General features: G+C 51.1%; 17 protein-coding genes. 8 read left to right on the forward strand and 9 right to left on the reverse strand.

What is annotated here, in order from left to right:
• Positions 1–143 precede the first annotated feature (143 nt).
• The 5 genes from nadA to astE all read right to left on the reverse strand — a co-directional run bounded on the left by nadA (position 144) and on the right by astE (position 6,344).
• A complete protein-coding gene (nadA, locus tag ACF8D4_RS08750; RefSeq protein ID WP_107004816.1) occupies positions 144–1,211 on the reverse strand; it encodes a quinolinate synthase NadA in 1,068 nt (355 codons plus the stop codon).
• A 167-nt stretch (positions 1,212–1,378) separates the two neighbouring features.
• Entirely contained in the window at positions 1,379–2,974 is a 1,596-nt protein-coding gene (locus tag ACF8D4_RS08755; protein WP_044734489.1) for a dihydrolipoyllysine-residue acetyltransferase, read from the reverse strand.
• 10 nt (positions 2,975–2,984) lie between these two features.
• The gene (locus ACF8D4_RS08760) at positions 2,985–3,962 is read right to left on the reverse strand and encodes an alpha-ketoacid dehydrogenase subunit beta (RefSeq protein ID WP_107004818.1); all 978 of its coding nucleotides are present in this window, start codon (positions 3,960–3,962) and stop codon (positions 2,985–2,987) included.
• 2 nt (positions 3,963–3,964) lie between these two features.
• On the reverse strand, positions 3,965–5,143 hold the full coding sequence (locus ACF8D4_RS08765) for a thiamine pyrophosphate-dependent dehydrogenase E1 component subunit alpha (RefSeq protein ID WP_028779909.1): 1,179 nt from the start codon (positions 5,141–5,143) through the stop codon (positions 3,965–3,967).
• A gap of 163 nt (positions 5,144–5,306) precedes the next feature.
• Complete coding sequence (gene astE, locus ACF8D4_RS08770) at positions 5,307–6,344, reverse strand: succinylglutamate desuccinylase (RefSeq protein WP_025010398.1); 1,038 nt, start codon at positions 6,342–6,344, stop codon at positions 5,307–5,309.
• 296 nt (positions 6,345–6,640) lie between these two features.
• Here astE and msrA point away from each other — a divergent pair, with 296 nt between their 5' ends.
• Positions 6,641–7,120, forward strand: a complete 480-nt coding sequence (msrA, locus tag ACF8D4_RS08775) for a peptide-methionine (S)-S-oxide reductase MsrA (RefSeq protein ID WP_392464573.1) — start codon at positions 6,641–6,643, stop codon at positions 7,118–7,120.
• A 70-nt stretch (positions 7,121–7,190) separates the two neighbouring features.
• Here the strand turns inward: msrA and pgm are convergent, their stop codons facing one another.
• Both pgm and seqA read right to left on the reverse strand, forming a co-directional pair.
• Positions 7,191–8,840 (reverse strand): phosphoglucomutase (alpha-D-glucose-1,6-bisphosphate-dependent), encoded by a 1,650-nt coding sequence (gene pgm, locus ACF8D4_RS08780; protein ID WP_392464574.1) that lies wholly within the window; start codon positions 8,838–8,840, stop codon positions 7,191–7,193.
• A 37-nt stretch (positions 8,841–8,877) separates the two neighbouring features.
• Positions 8,878–9,432 carry a replication initiation negative regulator SeqA gene (seqA, locus tag ACF8D4_RS08785; protein ID WP_025887395.1) on the reverse strand — a complete coding sequence of 185 codons (555 nt, stop codon included), beginning with the start codon at positions 9,430–9,432 and terminating at the stop codon, positions 8,878–8,880.
• Between the two features lie 299 nt (positions 9,433–9,731).
• Here seqA and ACF8D4_RS08790 point away from each other — a divergent pair, with 299 nt between their 5' ends.
• From ACF8D4_RS08790 to efp, 6 genes are all read left to right on the forward strand, one after another.
• A complete protein-coding gene (locus tag ACF8D4_RS08790; RefSeq protein WP_028779913.1) occupies positions 9,732–10,508 on the forward strand; it encodes an alpha/beta fold hydrolase in 777 nt (258 codons plus the stop codon).
• Between the two features lie 99 nt (positions 10,509–10,607).
• A complete protein-coding gene (locus ACF8D4_RS08795) occupies positions 10,608–10,829 on the forward strand; it encodes a DUF2788 domain-containing protein (RefSeq protein WP_025887393.1) in 222 nt (73 codons plus the stop codon).
• Positions 10,830–10,843: 14 nt separating this feature from the next.
• On the forward strand, positions 10,844–11,113 hold the full coding sequence (gene ybfE / locus ACF8D4_RS08800) for a LexA regulated protein (protein WP_025010403.1): 270 nt from the start codon (positions 10,844–10,846) through the stop codon (positions 11,111–11,113).
• 54 nt (positions 11,114–11,167) lie between these two features.
• Positions 11,168–11,695: a flavodoxin FldA gene (fldA, locus tag ACF8D4_RS08805; protein WP_025010404.1), complete on the forward strand. Its 528-nt coding sequence runs from the start codon at positions 11,168–11,170 to the stop codon at positions 11,693–11,695.
• A gap of 77 nt (positions 11,696–11,772) precedes the next feature.
• Entirely contained in the window at positions 11,773–12,969 is a 1,197-nt protein-coding gene (earP, locus tag ACF8D4_RS08810; protein ID WP_392464576.1) for an elongation factor P maturation arginine rhamnosyltransferase EarP, read from the forward strand.
• Positions 12,970–13,014: 45 nt separating this feature from the next.
• On the forward strand, positions 13,015–13,578 hold the full coding sequence (efp, locus tag ACF8D4_RS08815) for an elongation factor P (protein WP_025010405.1): 564 nt from the start codon (positions 13,015–13,017) through the stop codon (positions 13,576–13,578).
• Positions 13,579–13,647: 69 nt separating this feature from the next.
• On the opposite strand, the gene ACF8D4_RS08820 is transcribed toward efp, so the two are convergent.
• Entirely contained in the window at positions 13,648–14,532 is an 885-nt protein-coding gene (locus ACF8D4_RS08820) for a hypothetical protein (protein ID WP_392464577.1), read from the reverse strand.
• A 250-nt stretch (positions 14,533–14,782) separates the two neighbouring features.
• A complete protein-coding gene (locus tag ACF8D4_RS08825) occupies positions 14,783–16,165 on the reverse strand; it encodes a Na+/H+ antiporter NhaC family protein (RefSeq protein ID WP_044734497.1) in 1,383 nt (460 codons plus the stop codon).
• Between the two features lie 575 nt (positions 16,166–16,740).
• On the opposite strand from ACF8D4_RS08825, the gene ACF8D4_RS08830 reads away from it, so the two are divergent.
• Positions 16,741–17,955, forward strand: a complete 1,215-nt coding sequence (locus ACF8D4_RS08830; protein WP_392464579.1) for a pyridoxal phosphate-dependent aminotransferase — start codon at positions 16,741–16,743, stop codon at positions 17,953–17,955.
• Positions 17,956–17,988: the final 33 nt, after the last annotated feature.

Genomic DNA, 17,988 nt, shown 5'->3' on the forward strand with positions numbered 1-17,988 from the left:
TAAGCAGCTAACTTACTAATTTATTGCTATGAAATACAATTTTTAGCATACGTCGGCAAGTATAGTCGATGAAACCGAGTGTAAATGGAAAAAGAGCCTGCATTTGCAGGCTCTTTGACTTGGTTCAAACTCTTGTGGGTTTATCAGGCGTTGCCTTTGACTTGCATGTTGAGGGTCTTGGCAAAATCCAGCATCCGGGTCAGAGGCACCAGAGCCCCTTGACGCAGCGCTTCATCGACAAAGATCTCATGCTGGCAGTTGTCCTGGCTTTCCAGCGCACTGGCTATCGCCTTGAGGCCATTCATTGCCATCCAGGGGCAATGAGCACAGCTGCGGCAAGTGGCGCCTTCACCGCCGGTTGGGGCTTCAATCAGGGTCTTGCCCGGTGCTGCCTGTTGCATCTTGTAGAAGATGCCTCTGTCAGTGGCCACGATAAAGGTATCATTGTCCATGGTCTGGGCAGCTTTGATCAACTGGCTGGTTGAACCTACCGCATCGGCCATTTCCACCACACTCGCCGGAGATTCAGGGTGGACCAGAATGGCGGCGTTCGGGTGCTGCGCCTTTAATTGACGCAAGGCCCTGGCCTTGAATTCATCGTGAACGATACACTCGCCCTGCCACATCAACATTTCTGCACCGGTTTGCTTGGCAATATAGCTGCCCAAGTGACGGTCTGGCCCCCAGATGATTTTTTTGCCTTCACTATCCAGGTGTTCAACGATTTCCAGCGCTATGCTGGAAGTCACCACCCAATCGGCCCGGGCTTTGACCGCAGCCGACGTGTTGGCATAGACCACAACAGTGTGATCCGGGTGCGCATCACAGAAGGCACTGAACTGCTCAATAGGACAGCCAACATCCAGAGAACAGGTGGCTTCCAGAGTCGGCATCAGAATGGTTTTTTCCGGGCTAAGGATCTTGGCGGTTTCCCCCATAAACTTAACCCCGGCAACGATGAGCTTCTTGGCAGGATGATCGCGACCAAAACGCGCCATTTCCAACGAGTCGGAAACGCAGCCACCGGTTTCCTCGGCCAGTGCCTGAATTTCAGGATCCGTATAGTAGTGGGCAACCAGCACCGCATTCTGCTCCTTGAGCAGTTGCTTGATCCTGGCTTTGTATTCGCTTTTTTCCTGTTCAGACAAGGGAACCGGTTTTGGCGGGAAAGGATATTGAATGTGTTCTATGCTTGGTGCTACCTGACTCATAACAGACCCAATGCGACTAATACTGTTGGCGATTATACGAAATCTGCCATCAAATCGTAACCACTTTGTGTTTGGGATCAAATAAAGCCAATGCCTTAAGAAGGCAAGAATTGTGCTGCTCCCGAAACACACCTAAAACAAGGCCCCGCATTGCAGGGCCTTTATGATTATCTCATCGCCAGCAGCATTTCCTGCGGCTGCTCGAGATACTGTTTCCACAGATTACAGAAGCGGGCAATAGTGCCGCCATCTATTACTCTGTGGTCACCTGACCAACTGACCTGCATCAGTTTACGGGCTTCGACCTCACCCTTGGCATTGAAACGCGGCAGGGTTTGCACCTTACCCAAGGCCACAATCGCCACTTCGGGTTTATTGATGATAGGTGTCGCCACAGTGCCGCCCAGCGCGCCTATGTTGGAGATAGAGATGCTGCCATCTTTAAGATCGGCAGGTGCGACTCTACCCGAGCGCGCGGCCTGGGTCAGACGGGTGACTTCGGCGGCAACATCCAGAATCGACTTATCCTGCACATCCTTAACGTTGGGCACCAACAAGCCAACCTTGGAGTCAACGGCCATACCTATGTTATGACGGCCAAGATAGGTGAGCTCGGTGCAATCGGCGTTCACTCGGCTGTTGATCACCGGAAACTCGGTCAGCGCCAGCGACATGGCCTTCATAAAGAAAGGCATCATGGTCAGCTTAAGCTCGTCATTGGAGTACTTGGCCTTCATCGCTTCACGAAGGGCGATAAGCTCGGTCAAGTCCAGCTCTTCGCAGTAAGTAAAGTGCGGAATGCTGGAAACTGATTCTGTCATCATCCGCGCCATCACAGCGCGAACGCCCTTGATAGGCTCTACCCTGTCGTTTGCAGTTGCCGCTGTGCCGGTTTGCACTTGGCCCTGTGGCAAAGTTTGGGGTTGGGCTTGTGCCTGAGGCGTAGCCCCCTTGAGGAAACGCTCAATATCCTCTTTGTAGACCCGGCCATTTTTGCCGCTGCCAGGCACTTTGGCGATATCGACATCCAGGCTGCGAGCCATACGTCTTACCGCTGGGCTCGCCAGAGCCTTGCCTTGGGGCACCATACTGCAGCCAGCCGTTTGCGAGCAGCTCTGGGCTTGAGAGGCGGCAGAGGTTGAGCCAGATGATGCACTTGCTGCAGCGGTTTGAGCCACAGGTGCACTGGCGGATTCAGCGGCAACTTCAATGGCAAACAGTGGCTGATGCACTTGGGCCAACTGCCCCTTACGGTAGTGCAGCTTGACGATTTTACCGGCCTTCATCGCCGGGATTTGCACCAGTGCCTTGTCTGTCATTACATCACAGATGGGTTGATCTTCAACCACAGTGTCGCCTTCTTCGACCAGCCACTCCACCAGTTCGCACTCGACTATGCCCTCGCCAATATCCGGCAGCATAAAGTCTTCCACCTGGCTACCGACACTAGCCGCAGCGTTAGTGCTAGGCGATGCAGCGGTATCGGCGCCGGCCACATTGGCTGCTGGCGCTTCACTGTCTACAGCGTCCACTTCCACGGCATACAAAGGCTCATGCACCTTGGCAATTTCACCCTTGGCGTAATAAAGCTTACTGATAACACCGGGGAAAGGCGCAGGAATTTGCACCAGTGCCTTGTCTGTCATCACATCACAAACGGGTTGATCTTCGGCGACGCTATCGCCCTCAGTCACCAACCATTCCACCAGTTCACACTCGACAACACCTTCGCCTATGTCGGGCAAAATAAAATCTTTAATCATCCTGGCTCTCCTAGAAATTCACCGAGGCCTTGATGGCTTCAAAGGTTTTAAGCGCATCCGGCATATATTCTTTTTCGTGGATCAATGGATATGGCGTATCCAGACCACAGACCCGGCTGATGGGCGACTCCAGGTACAGGAAACATTCCTGTTGGATGGTAGCGGCAATTTCACCGGCAAAACCACCGGTCAGCGGCGCTTCGTGGTTGATGAGCAATCTGCCGGTCTTTTTCACCGACTCGGCCACGGTTTCCACATCCCAAGGGGCGAGAGTACGAAGGTCGATGACTTCACAGTCAATACCTTCCTCTTTGGCCATATCGGCTGCTTTCTCGATGATTTCCATCTGCGCGCCCCAGGCAAGCAGAGTAATATCTTTACCTTCACGAACCACTTCGGCTTTACCCAGCTCCAGTTGATAATCGCCTTCCGGCACATCGCCGACAGAGGCGCGGTACAGGCGCTTGGGCTCGAAGAAGACCACTGGGTTCTTATCGCGAATGGCGGCCAGCAGCAAACCCTTGGCTTGGTATGGGTTACGGGGAACCACCACCTTAAGACCGGGTGTTTGGGTAAAGTAGGCTTCCGGTGACTGGGAGTGGTAATGACCGCCGGCAATGCCGCCGCCATAGGGGGTTCTGAAGGTCAGGCCGCCGACATCAAACTCGTTGCCGCTGCGGTATCTGAACTTGGCCGCTTCGTTGACGATTTGATCGAACGCCGGGAAGATGTAGTCGGCAAACTGGATTTCCGCTACCGGCGTCATACCGTTGGAAGCCAGGCCGTTGGCAAAGCCGGCAATCCCCTGCTCTGTAAGTGGAGTATTGAAGCAGCGCTCACGGCCAAACTTTTCCTGCAAACCGGAAGTTGCCCGGAACACACCGCCGAAATGGCCTACGTCTTCACCGAAAACCAGCATTTTTTCGTCGGCTTCCATCGCTATAGTCAGGGCATTATTGATGGCCTGTAACATATTCATCTGTGCCACGCTTATGATCTCCCTGCTGTTTTAGGATAGGCTTTCGGATACTTGGCAACGTGGGCCTTAAGCTCGGTTAATTGCTGCTTGAGCGCCGCTGTCGGCTGATCAAAAACGTCTTCTATGATGGCGTCTATGGCTGGTGCCGGAACCTTTTCGGCCACTTTTACCGCGGCCAGCACTTCCTCGCGATACTTCTCATACAGCTCGGTCTCGTCGCTTTCCTTGAGCCAGCCTTTGTTGATAAGCCACAACTTGAAGCGTTTCACAGGGTCGTGCTGTTGCCACTTGGCTTCTTCCTCTTTGGAGCGATAACCGGATGGGTCGTCGGAAGATGAGTGGGCACCCAGGCGGTAGGTCATGGCTTCAATCAGCACAGGCGCGTTGTTTTCAAGCGCGTAGGCTCTGGCTTGCTGAGTTGCGGCCAGAACCGCCAGCATATCGTTACCATCGACTCTGATGGTGTGCATGCCATAACCAACGCCGCGGCTGGCTATGCCGTTACCGGCGTACTGCTCTTCCGTAGGGGTTGAGATGGCGTAGCCGTTGTTGCGGCAGAAGAAGATGACCGGCGCTTTGTGAACTGCGGCCATATTAAGACCGGCATGGAAATCACCTTCAGAGGCGGCACCTTCACCGAAGTAACAGATAGCCACATTACGCTTGCCCTGCATCTTCAGCGAGTAACCTACGCCGGATGCCTGCGGGATCTGAGTCGCCAGCGGTGAAGAGATGGTTTGATAGTTGAGTTCACGGCTGCCGTAGTGAATAGGCATCTGCCGGCCTTTGCCCAGATCTTTCTCATTGCTGAACATCTGGTTCATAAACTGCTCAGTGGTAAAGCCGCGATAACGCAGTGCCGCATGCTCGCGGTACTGGGCAAGGATCACATCCTTGTCATCCAGCGCTGCGGCACTACCGATAACGGCGGCTTCTTCACCGATACAGGTCATGTAAAAACTGATCCTTCCCTGTCGCTGGGCGCCCAACATACGTTCGTCCAGGACACGGGTAAAGACACAGGTATCGAATATCTTGCGTGACAGGGCTTCATCTATGACGGGCAATACTGCCTCTTCATAGGTGGTGCCGTCGGCCTGAAGTATTTTGAGTACAGGGATATGCAGCGAGTCCTTGTTCAAAAAACTCACCCGATGCACCGTCTCATTCATCTTTGTTGCGTTGCTCATAGTGTGCTCTTGTTATCTCTGGGTTTGTCCGGCTCGAAACCGGCCCTACCGATTTTTTCAGTACGCGCCCCGAACATTACGTTAACGTAAACTAGCAAGCAACTCCCGCCTTGGGTGCTTTGCCAACTAGCATGGGATCGGCGCGTATATATTGGTTTACAATTCAGGCCAATGGCACCTCTGTGGCCTGAACCAGGCAGATCACTGTACGTTGGCCAATGGGCACCTTGGCGTTGGGAAACACCACGGCTTCCGAGTCTTGCTCTACTCGAATATCCCGGCCCGCTTCCCGCGCCAGCACATATCCCTTGGGGAAAGCCGTGAAGTTTTCCACATCGCTGGCGAAGGTAAATTCAAAGTCGTCGGCCTGCTTATTGATGACCCTACAGACCTGATAGATATTAACCCGTTCAAGCGCCTGCTCCTCGAGTTCGAGCGATTGCTTGCAGATCAAACGGCTCAGCATCTCCCGGGTGGCGATAAAACGTGTCATATCGTTTTGTCCCATGGGGTAAACCTTGCCAAGCTCAATGGTAAAGGCATCGGCGCCAAACTGATTTGACGAGAAATAGCTGAAAGTGGTTGTGGGTTCGTGATGCAGCAACACGGTATCGACTCCGGCCGCCTCCAGAAACATCAATTGTTCACGGCTGTAAGCCTTACCCGGTCGATAGGGATAGATGGCAAACTTTTCATGCTTGGAGCCCCGAATGGCGGTGTGCAGATCGTAATGGATCCTCTGTCTTGCCCCTTGTGGTGCGTCTTCGAAGAAACGTGTGACATAAGTTTCCAGCTTCTTGGCGCGGATCCGCTCCGGGTTCACCAGCCCGGGGGGATTTGAATGCTCGCCACTGAACAGCCGGTTGAGGTTTTCATCGACAATACGAGTGCCACGGTTAATTGCCGCCGGGTTACCGAACATGAACAGTACTCGCTGCCCTACCCGTATTTCTTGCTTTAACAGCGACTTGATAATGCCATTACACAGTTCGATAGGTGCAGTTTCATTGCCGTGTACCCCGGATGACAGCACGATATCTTTATCACTCTGGTTGTCCAGAGGTTCAAACAGCAAGACTCCTGTGTCCCAAATCGCTATCCGGGTGTGGTCGCCAAGCGTGCCACTAATACTCTCCAATGAATTGGGGTTATTCAGAGTCAATGACAGGAAGTCAGGATTATCCTTCAGGGCTTGTAACACGAAATACTCCTTCTTATTGCCGATTTGGCTGTTGTTTCCATTAACGCTGTCTCCTGGGAACTTGTTGCAATGCGTTTGCTTGTTGAGACCAGCGCCAGAGAGCAAGGTTTCATAGTACCACAGCTTATTAAGTTGGCGATGTGACTAAAGCTATCCAATGCCAGGCTCGCGAACTGGTTTCAGATAGTTCTTATCTAACTAAGGAGCAAAAAAGCCACTCCGACAAATACACCACTTGCGCCGGAAAAACTTATCACGCATAATTTTGGCCATCTGGACATCTAGAGGTAAATTCAATGGCGGTAGCAACATTCGGTGGCGGTTGTTTTTGGGGGGTGGAGTATTTCTTTCGTCAAGTGCCCGGGGTATTAAACGCCACCAGTGGTTATATGGGCGGTGATGATAGAATCAAACGCTATGAAGAGGTAAAACAGGGAAACAGCGGCCATGCCGAAGTGGTTCAGGTGGAGTTCGATGAAGCCCAGGTTTCATTTACCGAGCTGCTGCAAGTTTTCTGGAGTAATCACAACCCCACCAGTCTCAATCGCCAAGGTGGTGATATCGGCACCCAGTATCGGAGCGTGATTTTTTTTCATAACAAAGAGCAGAAGGAGCAGGCTGAGGCCTCAAAACTGGCGTTGGCTCGTAGTGGTAAGTGGGGTCAGCGGCACATAGTGACGGAAATTGTTCCAGTGAAACAGTTTCATCGTGCGGAAGAATATCATCAGGATTATATCCAGAAGAATAACCTGCCCAGTTGCCATCTTGAATATTGACCCCCGGGAATAAAAAAGCGCAACTGTGTTCACGGCTGCGCTTTTTTACTGAATTGGCAATCTTTTAAGCTCAGTTCGGCTTACCTTTTAGGGCGCTGGTTATCAGAGCTCTCGCCTGTTCCAGTATCTGCTGCAGATGCTGCTCGCTGACAAAGCTTTCGGCGTAAATTTTATAGAGTGCCTCAGTACCTGAAGGTCTGGCGGCAAACCAGCCGTTGTCGGTTAGCACCTTAATACCGCCAATGGCACCATCATTGCCGGGGGCCTTGGTCAGTACCGCCTCAATCTTGTCTCCGGCCAAAGTCTCTGCCCCCAGGGTATCTGCATTGAGGGTGGCAAAACGCGCCTTTTGCTTGGCATTAATGGGGCTGTCTATCCGTTTGTAGAAGCAATGACCGTGTATCGCAGCCAGTTCTGCATAACGCTCGGCTGGGTTTTTGCCGGTAACGGCGAGGATTTCAGCGGCCAGCAGCCCGAGAATAAAACCGTCTTTGTCCGTGCACCAGGTAGTGCCGTCACGTCGAAGGAAGGCGGCGCCGGCGCTTTCTTCGCCGCCAAAAGCCAGGCTGGCTTCACTCAAACCACTGACAAACCACTTGAAACCAACCGGCACTTCACAAAGCTTGCGACCGTGTGAGGCAACTATCTTGTCTATCATGCCACTGGAAACCAAGGTCTTGCCGATTTGCAGCGTCTGCGGCCAATCGGGTCTGTGCTCCAGCAGGTAATCTATCGCCACCGCCAAAAAGTGGTTGGGGTCCATCAACCCTGTCTCTGGGCAGACTATCCCGTGTCTGTCGTAGTCGGGATCATTCCCAAGGCAGATATCGAACTCATCCATGTGCTTAAGCAGGCCTGCCATGGCAAAAGGCGATGAGCAGTCCATGCGGATTTTGCCGTCTTTATCCAGTGGCATAAAGCCGAAGCTGGGATCGACCCGGTCGTTGACCACTGTGATATTCACGCCATAACGGCGGGCAATATGTGGCCAGTAATGGATGCCTGAGCCGCCCAGAGGGTCGACACCTATGCGAACGCCGGCATCTTTGATGGCTTGCATATTTACTACAGAGGCGAGATCGGCAACATAGGGCTCAATAAGATCGGTTTCCTTGATGAGTCCGATACTGGCGGCTACGCCGTAGTTGAGTTTCCTGACCCCTTCCAGCTGTGCCTTGAGATAGTCATTGGCTCGCTGCTCAATCCAGGCAGTAATCTCACCTTCTGCCGGCCCACCATGGGGCGGATTGTACTTAATTCCGCCATCCTGAGGTGGATTGTGGGACGGGGTAATAATAATGCCATCGCTGAGCTCGGCGGCATTTCGGTTTGCGCTAACTATGGCATGGGAAATGACAGGCGTAGGCGTAAAACCCTGGCTCTCTTGCACCACCAACTTCACATTGTTGGCCAGCAATACTTCGATGGCCGAAATATAAGCTGCTTCAGATAAGGCATGGGTGTCCATGCCCAGATAGAGTGAACCCTCAATCCCCTGGGATTGGCGGTAATCTACCACAGCCTGGGTAATGGCCCAGATATGGTTTTGATTGAAGCTGCCGCTTAAGGAACTACCCCTGTGCCCCGAGGTGCCAAAGCTCACTTTCTGGGCCGGGTCATCACAGTTGGGGACAATTCGGTAATAGTGGCTCATCAGCCGCGGAATATTAACCAGATCCTTCTGCATGGCCCTTTTACCGGCCCGCTCATGAATAGCCAAAATAGTGCTCCTTGATGGCGGATGTTGGAATACAGATTTATGCCTTAAGTGGCAGTGCCTTATCGGCAATCGCTTTGGCCTTGTCGCCGTCGCAGCCCATCTTTTCCAACACTTCAGACAAAATGGTGTGCTTCTTGGCAGTGTTGTTATTGGTGGTTACCCAAAAACCACTGCTGCCGACTTCTTTGGGGTTGGCCGATTTACTGGCCTTAAGCAAGGCTTCCTTCGAGGTAGCAAAATAGAGGCGATCACGCCCCTGAACCTGCAGTACCTGCTCAAATCCTTGCTGATCCTGGTTATAGAGACATTCGAGGGCAAACAGAAAACGGCCAACAGCCCCCTTTTGGGCTTCGATAGCCGCACTGCTAAACAGGTTGTCAAAGTCCAGGGTTGACTCGGCCTCGGGTAATGTATTGGGACGATAACCCTGCTCCATGCTTGGCTGGCTGAGTTCAACCGGTGCCTTGGGTTCAACGGCTGTCACATCCAAGCCCAGCAGTCGACGAAGAATATCCGATGCGCTTTCGCCTATCCTTTCGGTTTTCCCGGCAATAAAGCGATACAGTTCCTCATCCACCTCAATATATTTCATGGCCCGATTCCTTTAGTTTCAACTTGTTCTATGCAGCCGCCATGACATTGCCGTCAAAGCACATCTGGGGCGCGGCTGCGATTTGGCTCAAAGTATGCCATAACTCTCCAGCGGTGGAAGGCTCAATCCATCAAAATGCGAGAATAGAGTTACAAACCTATGACTTGCACAGCCAATTTGTTGAAAAAGCAGTCAAAGCCAGTGTTAAATCCGCATCCATCCTTGTCAAATACTGACCTTTGTCGCAGAATTTGCCCCCTGCTGAAATACTGGCAACAAACTCACTGTGAGGGGGCTGTATGCACTTTGTTTCGACCGGAAGCGGTAGTCCGGTGTTGCTGATCCATGGCTTATTCGGTGATTTGGACAATCTTAAATCACTCGGGGCTCTGCTCGAGCAAAATCATCGGGTAATAAGGATAGACTGCCCCAATCATGGTCAGAGCGAACATTGGCCGCAAATGGACTATCCTGGGCTTGCAAAAGCGCTTGTGTCTCTGCTTGATGAACTGGCTATAGGCAAGGTGCATCTGGTGGGCCATTCCATGGGCGGTAAGATTGCCATGGCCACCGCGCTGGCTTATCCGCAGCGGGTACAGTCATTGACCGCCGCCGATATCGCGCCTGTGGCCTACTCGCCGAGACATGAAAAAGTGTTTGCCGGCCTAAGCAGCATGCCTTTGGATATTAAAGACAGACGTCAGGCGCTGGCACATCTTTTGAATCATGAGATCGATGAGGCGACGGCGCAGTTTTTGCTCAAGAGCCTGCGCCGCGGCGAATCCGGCTTTGAGTGGAAGATGAATCTGCCGGGGCTGATTGACAGTTATCCGGCTATCATAGGTTGGCACAATGGCCCTGAGCGCTGCGGTGGCCAACTTAGCTATCAAGGGCCCACCTTGATGATCCGGGGCAGCGAGTCAAACTATGTGACCGCCGCTTACAAAGAAGAGATTGTGGCTCAGTTTCCTAAGGTCAAAGCCAAGACTCTGGAGGGGTGCGGGCATTGGCTACACGCCCAGAAACCGGCGATATTCAACCGTATTGTGTCCGACTTCATTGACAGTAACGATTAATATCCAAGCCCTTGCTGAGGGTAAATGCGGTAGCAGCCCCTGAACCAATATGCTATATTCGCGCCTCTTTTTGGCTAGGGAACACCGGGAGGCTGCAGCGTGTTGAACCAGTATATGCAACAGATAGAAGCCGTTGGACTGGATCTGTTTTTCGCAGCAATTTTCTTTTTTATCGGTATGGCCATCAGGGATGTACTCAATCAGGGTAACGTACCCAAGTTTGGTCGCTTCATTGTTTGGTTGGTACTCTTCCTTGGCTGTGCAGGCTTTGTCGCCAAGGGGATAATTCAAATGACCTGGGAAGGCTCAGGTATAGGTTAAACATCAGATTTCAAATGGCAAAAGAAGCAACAGATAGAACAACCATAGACCTTTTTGCCACTGAAAAGCGCCGCGGACGGCCCAGAAGCAATCCTCTGCCCCGCGAGCAGCAGCTCAAGGTGAATAAACGTAACCAGATCATGCGGGATCGGGCGAAGGGTCTGAAACGAATAGAGTTAAAAGTGTCACAAGATTTATATGACGCCTTGAATGAGAAGGCTTTGGCCAGTAACATCAGCCGCAGCCAGTTAATAGAATTGATCCTTCAGGAGCAGCTAGGTTAGCCCCTGTCAGGAAAGATCGAAGTAAATAGCGAACTAGACATTAAAGGAAAGACAATGGCAACTGTAGGTCTTTTTTTCGGTAGCGATACAGGTAACACCGAAGCTGTAGCCAAGATGATCCAGAAGAAACTGGGCAAGAAGATGGTTGAGGTGAAGGATATCGCCAAGAGCACCAAAGAGCAGATCGCCGAATACGACCTGCTGATCTTCGGGATCCCAACCTGGTACTATGGTGAAGCTCAATGTGACTGGGATGACTTCTTCCCTGAGCTGGAGCAGATTGATTTTACCGATAAGCTGGTGGCCATTTTCGGTTGCGGCGATCAGGAAGACTATGCTGAGTACTTCCTCGATGCCATGGGTATGGTCCGAGATATCGTTGAAGAGCGCGGCGCAATAGTCATTGGCCATTGGCCGACTGACAGCTATAACTTCGAAGCCTCTAAAGGGCTGGTTGACGACAAGCACTTTGTTGGTCTGGGTATAGATGAAGACCGCCAGCCTGAATTGACCGAAGAGCGTGTCGACGCCTGGGTTAAACAGATTTACGAAGAGATGTGCCTGGCCGAGCTGGAAGACTGATATTCGCTCCCCGGTAACTCTCCGGCGGCCTATATGGCCGCCTTTTTATTGGCTATTACTCAGGAAACAGAAACAAGATGCAAGCCGATAATCTGCGTCATTGGGATATCTTCTGTACTGTGGTGGACAACTATGGCGACATAGGCGTTACCTGGCGCCTGGCGCGGCAGCTGGCCGGCGAATATGGTATTAAAGTACGTTTGTGGGTCGATGACCTCAACAGCTTTACGCACATTTTACCCGAGTTAAACCCGGCCCTTGTCAGTCAACACTTTGGTGGTGTTGAAGTCATCCATTGGCTGTCTCCCCTACCCCGAGCCTGGCAACCGGGCGAAGTATTGATAGAAGCCTTTGCCTGCGACTTGCCCTCGGAAGTGCTGACAAGCCTGCCTGAGCTTGCCAAGGCACCGAAATGGATAAATCTGGATTATCTCAGCGCCGAGAGCTGGATAGATGATTGCCACGGCCTCAGTTCGCCGGCGCTCAAAGGGGTCAAGAAGACCTTTTTCTTTCCGGGCTTTACCCCAAAGTCAGGCGGACTCATCTGCGAGCAGTCTCTGTTTAGCGAGCGTGATGCCTGGCAAGCAAAGCCTGAACACGCCATGGCACACTTGGCAAAGATGGGGCTTAGTGATATTGGCACTGATGATTACCTCATCAGCCTGTTCAGCTACGAGACCCAAGCCTTGCCGGCGTTGCTGGAACTTTGGCAGCAAAGTGAGCGGCGGGTACAACTGTTAGTCCCCAAGGGGCGCAGCTTAGGTTGTATCGCGCCTTTACTTGAGCAATTTAACCAGGATTCAGGACCCAAAGTCGACTGGCAAGATCCTGCCAGTTGGCAAGCAGGCCAGAGTTTCAGTCGCGGCGCACTCAAGGTGCAAGTCCTGCCGATGACAGATCAAGATGGCTATGATCGGCTGTTGTGGAGTTGCGATTTCAACATAGTTCGCGGGGAAGACTCTTTTTTAAGAGCTCAGTGGGCCGGCAAACCTTTTATCTGGCATATCTATCAGCAGGAAGAACAAGCACATCTGGTAAAATTGGATGCTTTTATGGCACGATACTGCGATAATCTGCCTCCCCTTGTCGCCCAAACCTGGCGAACGCTGAATACCGCGTTCAACTGCGACCAGGGAGCCCAAGCCAGCCAAAGCTGGCTGGCACTGAATTCTGCCATGCCGACATTGATGCAACACGCAAAAAAATGGCCGGCTGAAGCAATAAATGAAGCAGATCTGGCAAACAGGCTAGTGCTAATGGCCAAAACCCGCTAAGATTCTGCGCTGAATTGAAAAACCGCTTATATAGGAACATACGTAATGAAGACTGCTCAGGAAGTCCGCGCAGGTAACGTTATCATGGTTGACGGCAACCCTATGGTTGTACTCAAGACCGAGTTCAACAAATCCGGCCGTAACGCTGCTGTGGTAAAGATGAAGCTGAAGAACCTGCTGCAAGGTTCCGGAACTGAAACTGTATTCAAGGCTGACGACAAGCTGGAAGATATTCAGCTCGAGCGCCTGGAGTGCACCTACTCTTACTTTGCTGATCCTATGTATGTCTTTATGGACTCAGACTTCAACCAGTATGACGTTGAAGCCGAAAACATGGGTGATGCCATCAACTACATAGTTGATGGAATGGAAGAGATCTGTCAGGTCACTTTCTACGAAGGCAAAGCCATCTCTGTAGAACTGCCTACCACTATCATTCGCGAAGTAGGTTACACTGAACCTGCCGCCCGTGGTGATACCTCTGGTAAGGTAATGAAGCCTGCTTCTATCGTAGGTACAGATCTGAAGGTGATGGTTGCCGACTTCGTTAAAGAAGGCGACAAGATTGAAATCGATACCCGCACCGGTGAATTCAAGAAGCGCGTTTAATTAAATCGCCCTCCTTTGTAAAAGCCAGCATCATTGCTGGCTTTTTTGTACCGTAAAAAACACATCTTGTTATTGGTTTGTCAGTCGTAAACGGGTATTGAGCATTAACTTCTCATTCGATAAGGCAGGGTAAGCTGCTTCATAGGGGGAGCCTCCCGGATAATAGTCCCGCAAAGCGAGCGCCTCATCAGACAAAGAGGTAAAGCATATACCGGGTTTCTCAGCTAGCTCCGTAATATAATCAGGACCGATTACATACACAGAGTAGTCGAGTTTGATATCACTCTCATCCTTCCCCGTTAACTCTTCATTTGAACTGTCTTTCAACCTCCCTCTTAATCGGTTCAGCTCGTTCCTTATCTCTGCAGCCTTTATCTCCACTTGGTAGACGAGTGTACTTTCCGACTGGCACTGGAGTGCCATGCGGGATGAGAAGAGTCCATTTTCATAAAGGGAAGCCCCTTGAGTCTGGCTATTGGTATCCACAAAGACAATTATCTTAATGTTGCGGTCTTCAATTAAGGGATCGCGTTTAAAAACGATCTCCGCTTTCAAGGAGATGAGCTGACCTGCAGTATCCTGGTTTTGAGTAACATTAAAATGTTCTATCAAAGGAGTTTGACCATAATCTTGCCGCTGTTTGGCACGAAAAACCTTAAGTGCCGCACTTCGTTTGGCACTGTGTTTTCCATCCATCCGGATGATCATTAAGATACCGGCAAAAATAAGCAAAATAACCAGTACCAAGCCTGCAATAGCACTTATCACACCTGAGCCTGAAGCATCGGGGAGTATAGTTTTGAAAATTGCAGAGCAGCCCCAGACAATTAGCCAAAGAACGCTGATAAAAGCCATAGCCTGGCGAGGTGATGGGGTAAAGCAACGGCTCTTGTTACTGCTTAGAGGTGTTATGAGTAATAACAGCAGCGCAGTAATGGCAAAGAATATATGCATGCAGCTCTGTCCTTAAGCCTTGTGGTACTCACTTACAAACACCATCGAAGGCAAATTCCCTGTATCGTTATTCACAATACTGCCCAGAAGCGTTTGATATGTCGAGCTATTGAACCTTTTGCATCCGCTTTTATTGATGGCTTCTTGCGGCAACCTTTTGATAAAAAAATCCCCGTGGCATAACCTTGGGGATTTTTGTTGGTAGGCTCAGGCTTGGAAACAGCCGTCATTCAACTAATCATGCGACTAATCAGGCAACTATGATAAAGCCAATAAAGGTAAGTACTGCCGCTATCAAGGCATAGGGTAACTGGGTCACCGCATGGCTTACCAGGTTACAGCCCGACCCTTGCGCCGCCAGAACGGTGGAGTCCGAGTAGAAGCAAGCCTGGCTACCAAAAGATGAAGCCGACAGCAAAGCACCTATCACCAGCGGAATATCAGCCCCCACAGATTGAGCCAGCGGCATCACTATGGGAATGGTCACCGCAAAAATCCCCCAGCTGGACCCGGTGGCAAAGGCCAGAATCGCCATGGCCACAAACACCACTGCAGGCAAGAGTTTTGGCGTCATAAAGGGACTCAGGGACTCAATCACATATTGAGGCAGCAGCAGTTGGTCGCAAACATCCTTAAACACAAAGGCGGCGATAACCGTGCCTATGGCCGGCAGCATGCTCTTGAAGCCATCTATCATCTGATCCATCATCTCGGATAAGGGCATCAAACGCTGCACCGCGTAATATGGCAGGGTAATCACCAGTGTTGCCAACAAGCCTTTCCAAACATCGATATCAAAGTAAACGGTAAAACCAACCAACAGCAAAATTGGCACCAGGAAGTTATGCAGCTTACCTTGCTTGTCGGCCTGCTCAAACTCCTCCTCCATGGCGCGCACGGCGTATTCATCTGAAGTCTGAACTTCATCCAGATCTATCTGCTCTTTGGCCGGATTGCCGGCCGCCGCTGCGAGCTGCGCCTTTTTCATTGGTCCTATTGCCGGTACTATGCCAAGGATGACCAGCAGCACCATGGCAACCGCCAACCAGGCGTAAAACATATAGGGGATCGCCTGCATATAAATTTGGATCCCCTCGCCTTCGGCGGCCACACCGTTGTTGACCAAAAGTCCGCCGAAAAACACCGCCCAGGTGGATAGCGGCACCAACACACATACCGGCGCTGCGGTGGAGTCAACCACATAGGCCAGCATCTCACGGGAAATCTTGAACCTGTCTGTAACCCGTTTCATGGTTTCGCCTACTGTGAGTGCATTCAGGTAATCATCAATAAAGATCACCAGGCCTAGTACAAAGGTCATCAGCAGAGATGAGCGTGGCCCTTTGGCGAGTTTGAGCGCTTTACGGCCAAAGGCCAAGGCGCCACCTGTGCGCACCAGTAAGGCTATCAGGGCACCGAAACTGCCACACACCAGGATTAACCAACCTATGGTTTCATCGGCCATCACCTTGAGAGAGATATCGGCAAAGCTGTTCAGCACCTGACTGGGGTCAAGAAGCAATAGCCCGCTGACGGCACCTATGATTAAGGCCAGGATGGGACGACGCAGCCAAATGGCCAGCACCAATACAACTATGGGGGGAACAAGACTTAACGCTGTCGGCTCAGACATGCACTTAGGTCCTCAAAAAGATGGCCTTGCGGCCTTATAAAGTCATGTGGGGCGTTGAAGACACCACCAAAACAACTGCTTTATTTACGGCTTTCCGCCAGACGGACAGTAACAACTGGTCGCTTTTGTTGGAGCCTTGCTAAAAACATCGCGCAGAAAATAATGCGCAACTGGATATGAGTCAACCATAAATTGAGTCAGTCAGCGCAAATTTTGACCTTGTGGGCGATTCCAAAAAAAACATCATATGATTCAAAGGGTTTTACATGTCGTTTTTATGCTTTTTTGCATGCATTTGCATATAAGCATTCAGTTAAACTGCCTTTTTATTTCAAAGAAGCCTAAGGTCACTTTGTGATAACTGCTATTGTTTAGCAGTCAGTTCAGTTTTTAAAACGTAATTTTACAATAAACGCAGAGTTTTTATCTTTTTATTATGCGTATTTTTTTGCTTTTAAAGATGAAAATTCTACCGCAAATACAAAATTTGGCTTTACCCCTCTTTCTAAGGCGCTTGAAATTAGGTATTGTGCCGAAGGTTAAACTCTTTCATATCAGCCAGTTTCGAGGTAGTAATGCGGCCAATCATCAAATCCAATAAGCTCGACAGTGTTTGTTACGATATTCGAGGGCCGGTACATAAAGAAGCGCGTCGGTTGGAGGATGAAGGTCATCGTATTCTTAAGCTCAATATAGGTAACCCGGCCCCCTTTGGCTTTGAAGCCCCGGAAGAGATAGTTCGTGACGTTATCCTCAACCTGCCATCGGCCCAAGGGTATTGTGAGTCCAAAGGTTTGTTCTCTGCCCGCAAGGCGATAGTGCAGCATTACCAGTCCCAGGGGATCTTCGGTGTCGATATCGAAGATATCTATATAGGTAATGGTGTTTCCGAATTGATTGTGATGGCCATGCAGGGGCTACTCAATACCGATGATGAGGTGTTGGTTCCCTCCCCTGACTATCCACTGTGGACCGCGGCGGTTAACCTGGCCGGCGGCAAGGCGCGCCACTATCGCTGCGATGAAGCGGTCGACTGGTTTCCCGACCTTGAGGATATCAAGAGCAAGATTGGCCCAAGAACCCGCGGAATTGTGATTATCAACCCCAACAATCCAACCGGGGCCGTATACAGTCGCGAGCTGTTGCTGGAGATTGTTGAGCTGTGCCGGCAGCACTCCATCATACTGTTTGCCGATGAGATCTATGACAAAATTCTTTACGATGGCGCTGTGCATATTCCGGCCTGCGGCCTGTCGGACGATATTCTCACTGTGACGTTTAATGGCCTTTCCAAAGCCTATAGAGTTGCCGGTTTCCGGGTCGGTTGGATGATGCTATCCGGCAACCTCAAGGCGGCGCGCAGCTATATTGAAGGGCTGGAAATGCTCTCCTCTATGCGCCTTTGCGCCAACGTGCCCAATCAGCATGCAATTCAAACAGCATTGGGGGGTTATCAGAGTATCAATGAGCTTACCGCCATCGATGGCCGCCTGACTCAGCAGCGGGATATCTGTTATGAACTGCTCAATCAAATTCCCGGTGTGAGTGTGGTGAAACCCAAGGGCGCCATGTATGCATTCCCCCGCATCGACAGCAAGCGTTTCGGTCTCAGGGACGATGAGCGCCTGGTGTTGGATCTACTGAAAGAGAAGAAAATTCTCTTGGTACAGGGCACCGCCTTTAACTGGCCGGAGCCGGATCACCTGCGAGTGGTGTTCCTGCCTCATAAGGAAGACTTACAACGGGCCCTGCTCGCCTTCGGTGACTTCCTCGAGTACTACCGTCAATAACACAATGCCAGCCGCCCATCGAGGCGGCTTTTT

This window comes from Shewanella sp. YQ_9, assembly GCF_043103185.1.
In the GTDB taxonomy this organism is placed as follows: Bacteria; Pseudomonadota; Gammaproteobacteria; order Enterobacterales; family Shewanellaceae; genus Shewanella; species Shewanella algae.

Excerpts from the sequence above, each read along its gene's own strand:
- nadA (WP_107004816.1), bottom strand. The coding sequence starts at position 1,211 with ATGAGTCAGGTAGCACCAAGCATAGAACACATTCAATATCCTTTCCCG.
- ACF8D4_RS08755 (WP_044734489.1), bottom strand. The coding sequence starts at position 2,974 with ATGATTAAAGATTTTATTTTGCCCGACATAGGCGAAGGTGTTGTCGAG.
- ACF8D4_RS08765 (WP_028779909.1), bottom strand. The coding sequence starts at position 5,143 with ATGAGCAACGCAACAAAGATGAATGAGACGGTGCATCGGGTGAGTTTT.
- msrA (WP_392464573.1), top strand. The coding sequence starts at position 6,641 with ATGGCGGTAGCAACATTCGGTGGCGGTTGTTTTTGGGGGGTGGAGTAT.
- seqA (WP_025887395.1), bottom strand. The coding sequence starts at position 9,432 with ATGAAATATATTGAGGTGGATGAGGAACTGTATCGCTTTATTGCCGGG.
- ACF8D4_RS08790 (WP_028779913.1), top strand. The coding sequence starts at position 9,732 with ATGCACTTTGTTTCGACCGGAAGCGGTAGTCCGGTGTTGCTGATCCAT.
- ybfE (WP_025010403.1), top strand. The coding sequence starts at position 10,844 with ATGGCAAAAGAAGCAACAGATAGAACAACCATAGACCTTTTTGCCACT.
- fldA (WP_025010404.1), top strand. The coding sequence starts at position 11,168 with ATGGCAACTGTAGGTCTTTTTTTCGGTAGCGATACAGGTAACACCGAA.
- earP (WP_392464576.1), top strand. The coding sequence starts at position 11,773 with ATGCAAGCCGATAATCTGCGTCATTGGGATATCTTCTGTACTGTGGTG.
- efp (WP_025010405.1), top strand. The coding sequence starts at position 13,015 with ATGAAGACTGCTCAGGAAGTCCGCGCAGGTAACGTTATCATGGTTGAC.
- ACF8D4_RS08820 (WP_392464577.1), bottom strand. The coding sequence starts at position 14,532 with ATGCATATATTCTTTGCCATTACTGCGCTGCTGTTATTACTCATAACA.
- ACF8D4_RS08825 (WP_044734497.1), bottom strand. The coding sequence starts at position 16,165 with ATGTCTGAGCCGACAGCGTTAAGTCTTGTTCCCCCCATAGTTGTATTG.
- ACF8D4_RS08830 (WP_392464579.1), top strand. The coding sequence starts at position 16,741 with ATGCGGCCAATCATCAAATCCAATAAGCTCGACAGTGTTTGTTACGAT.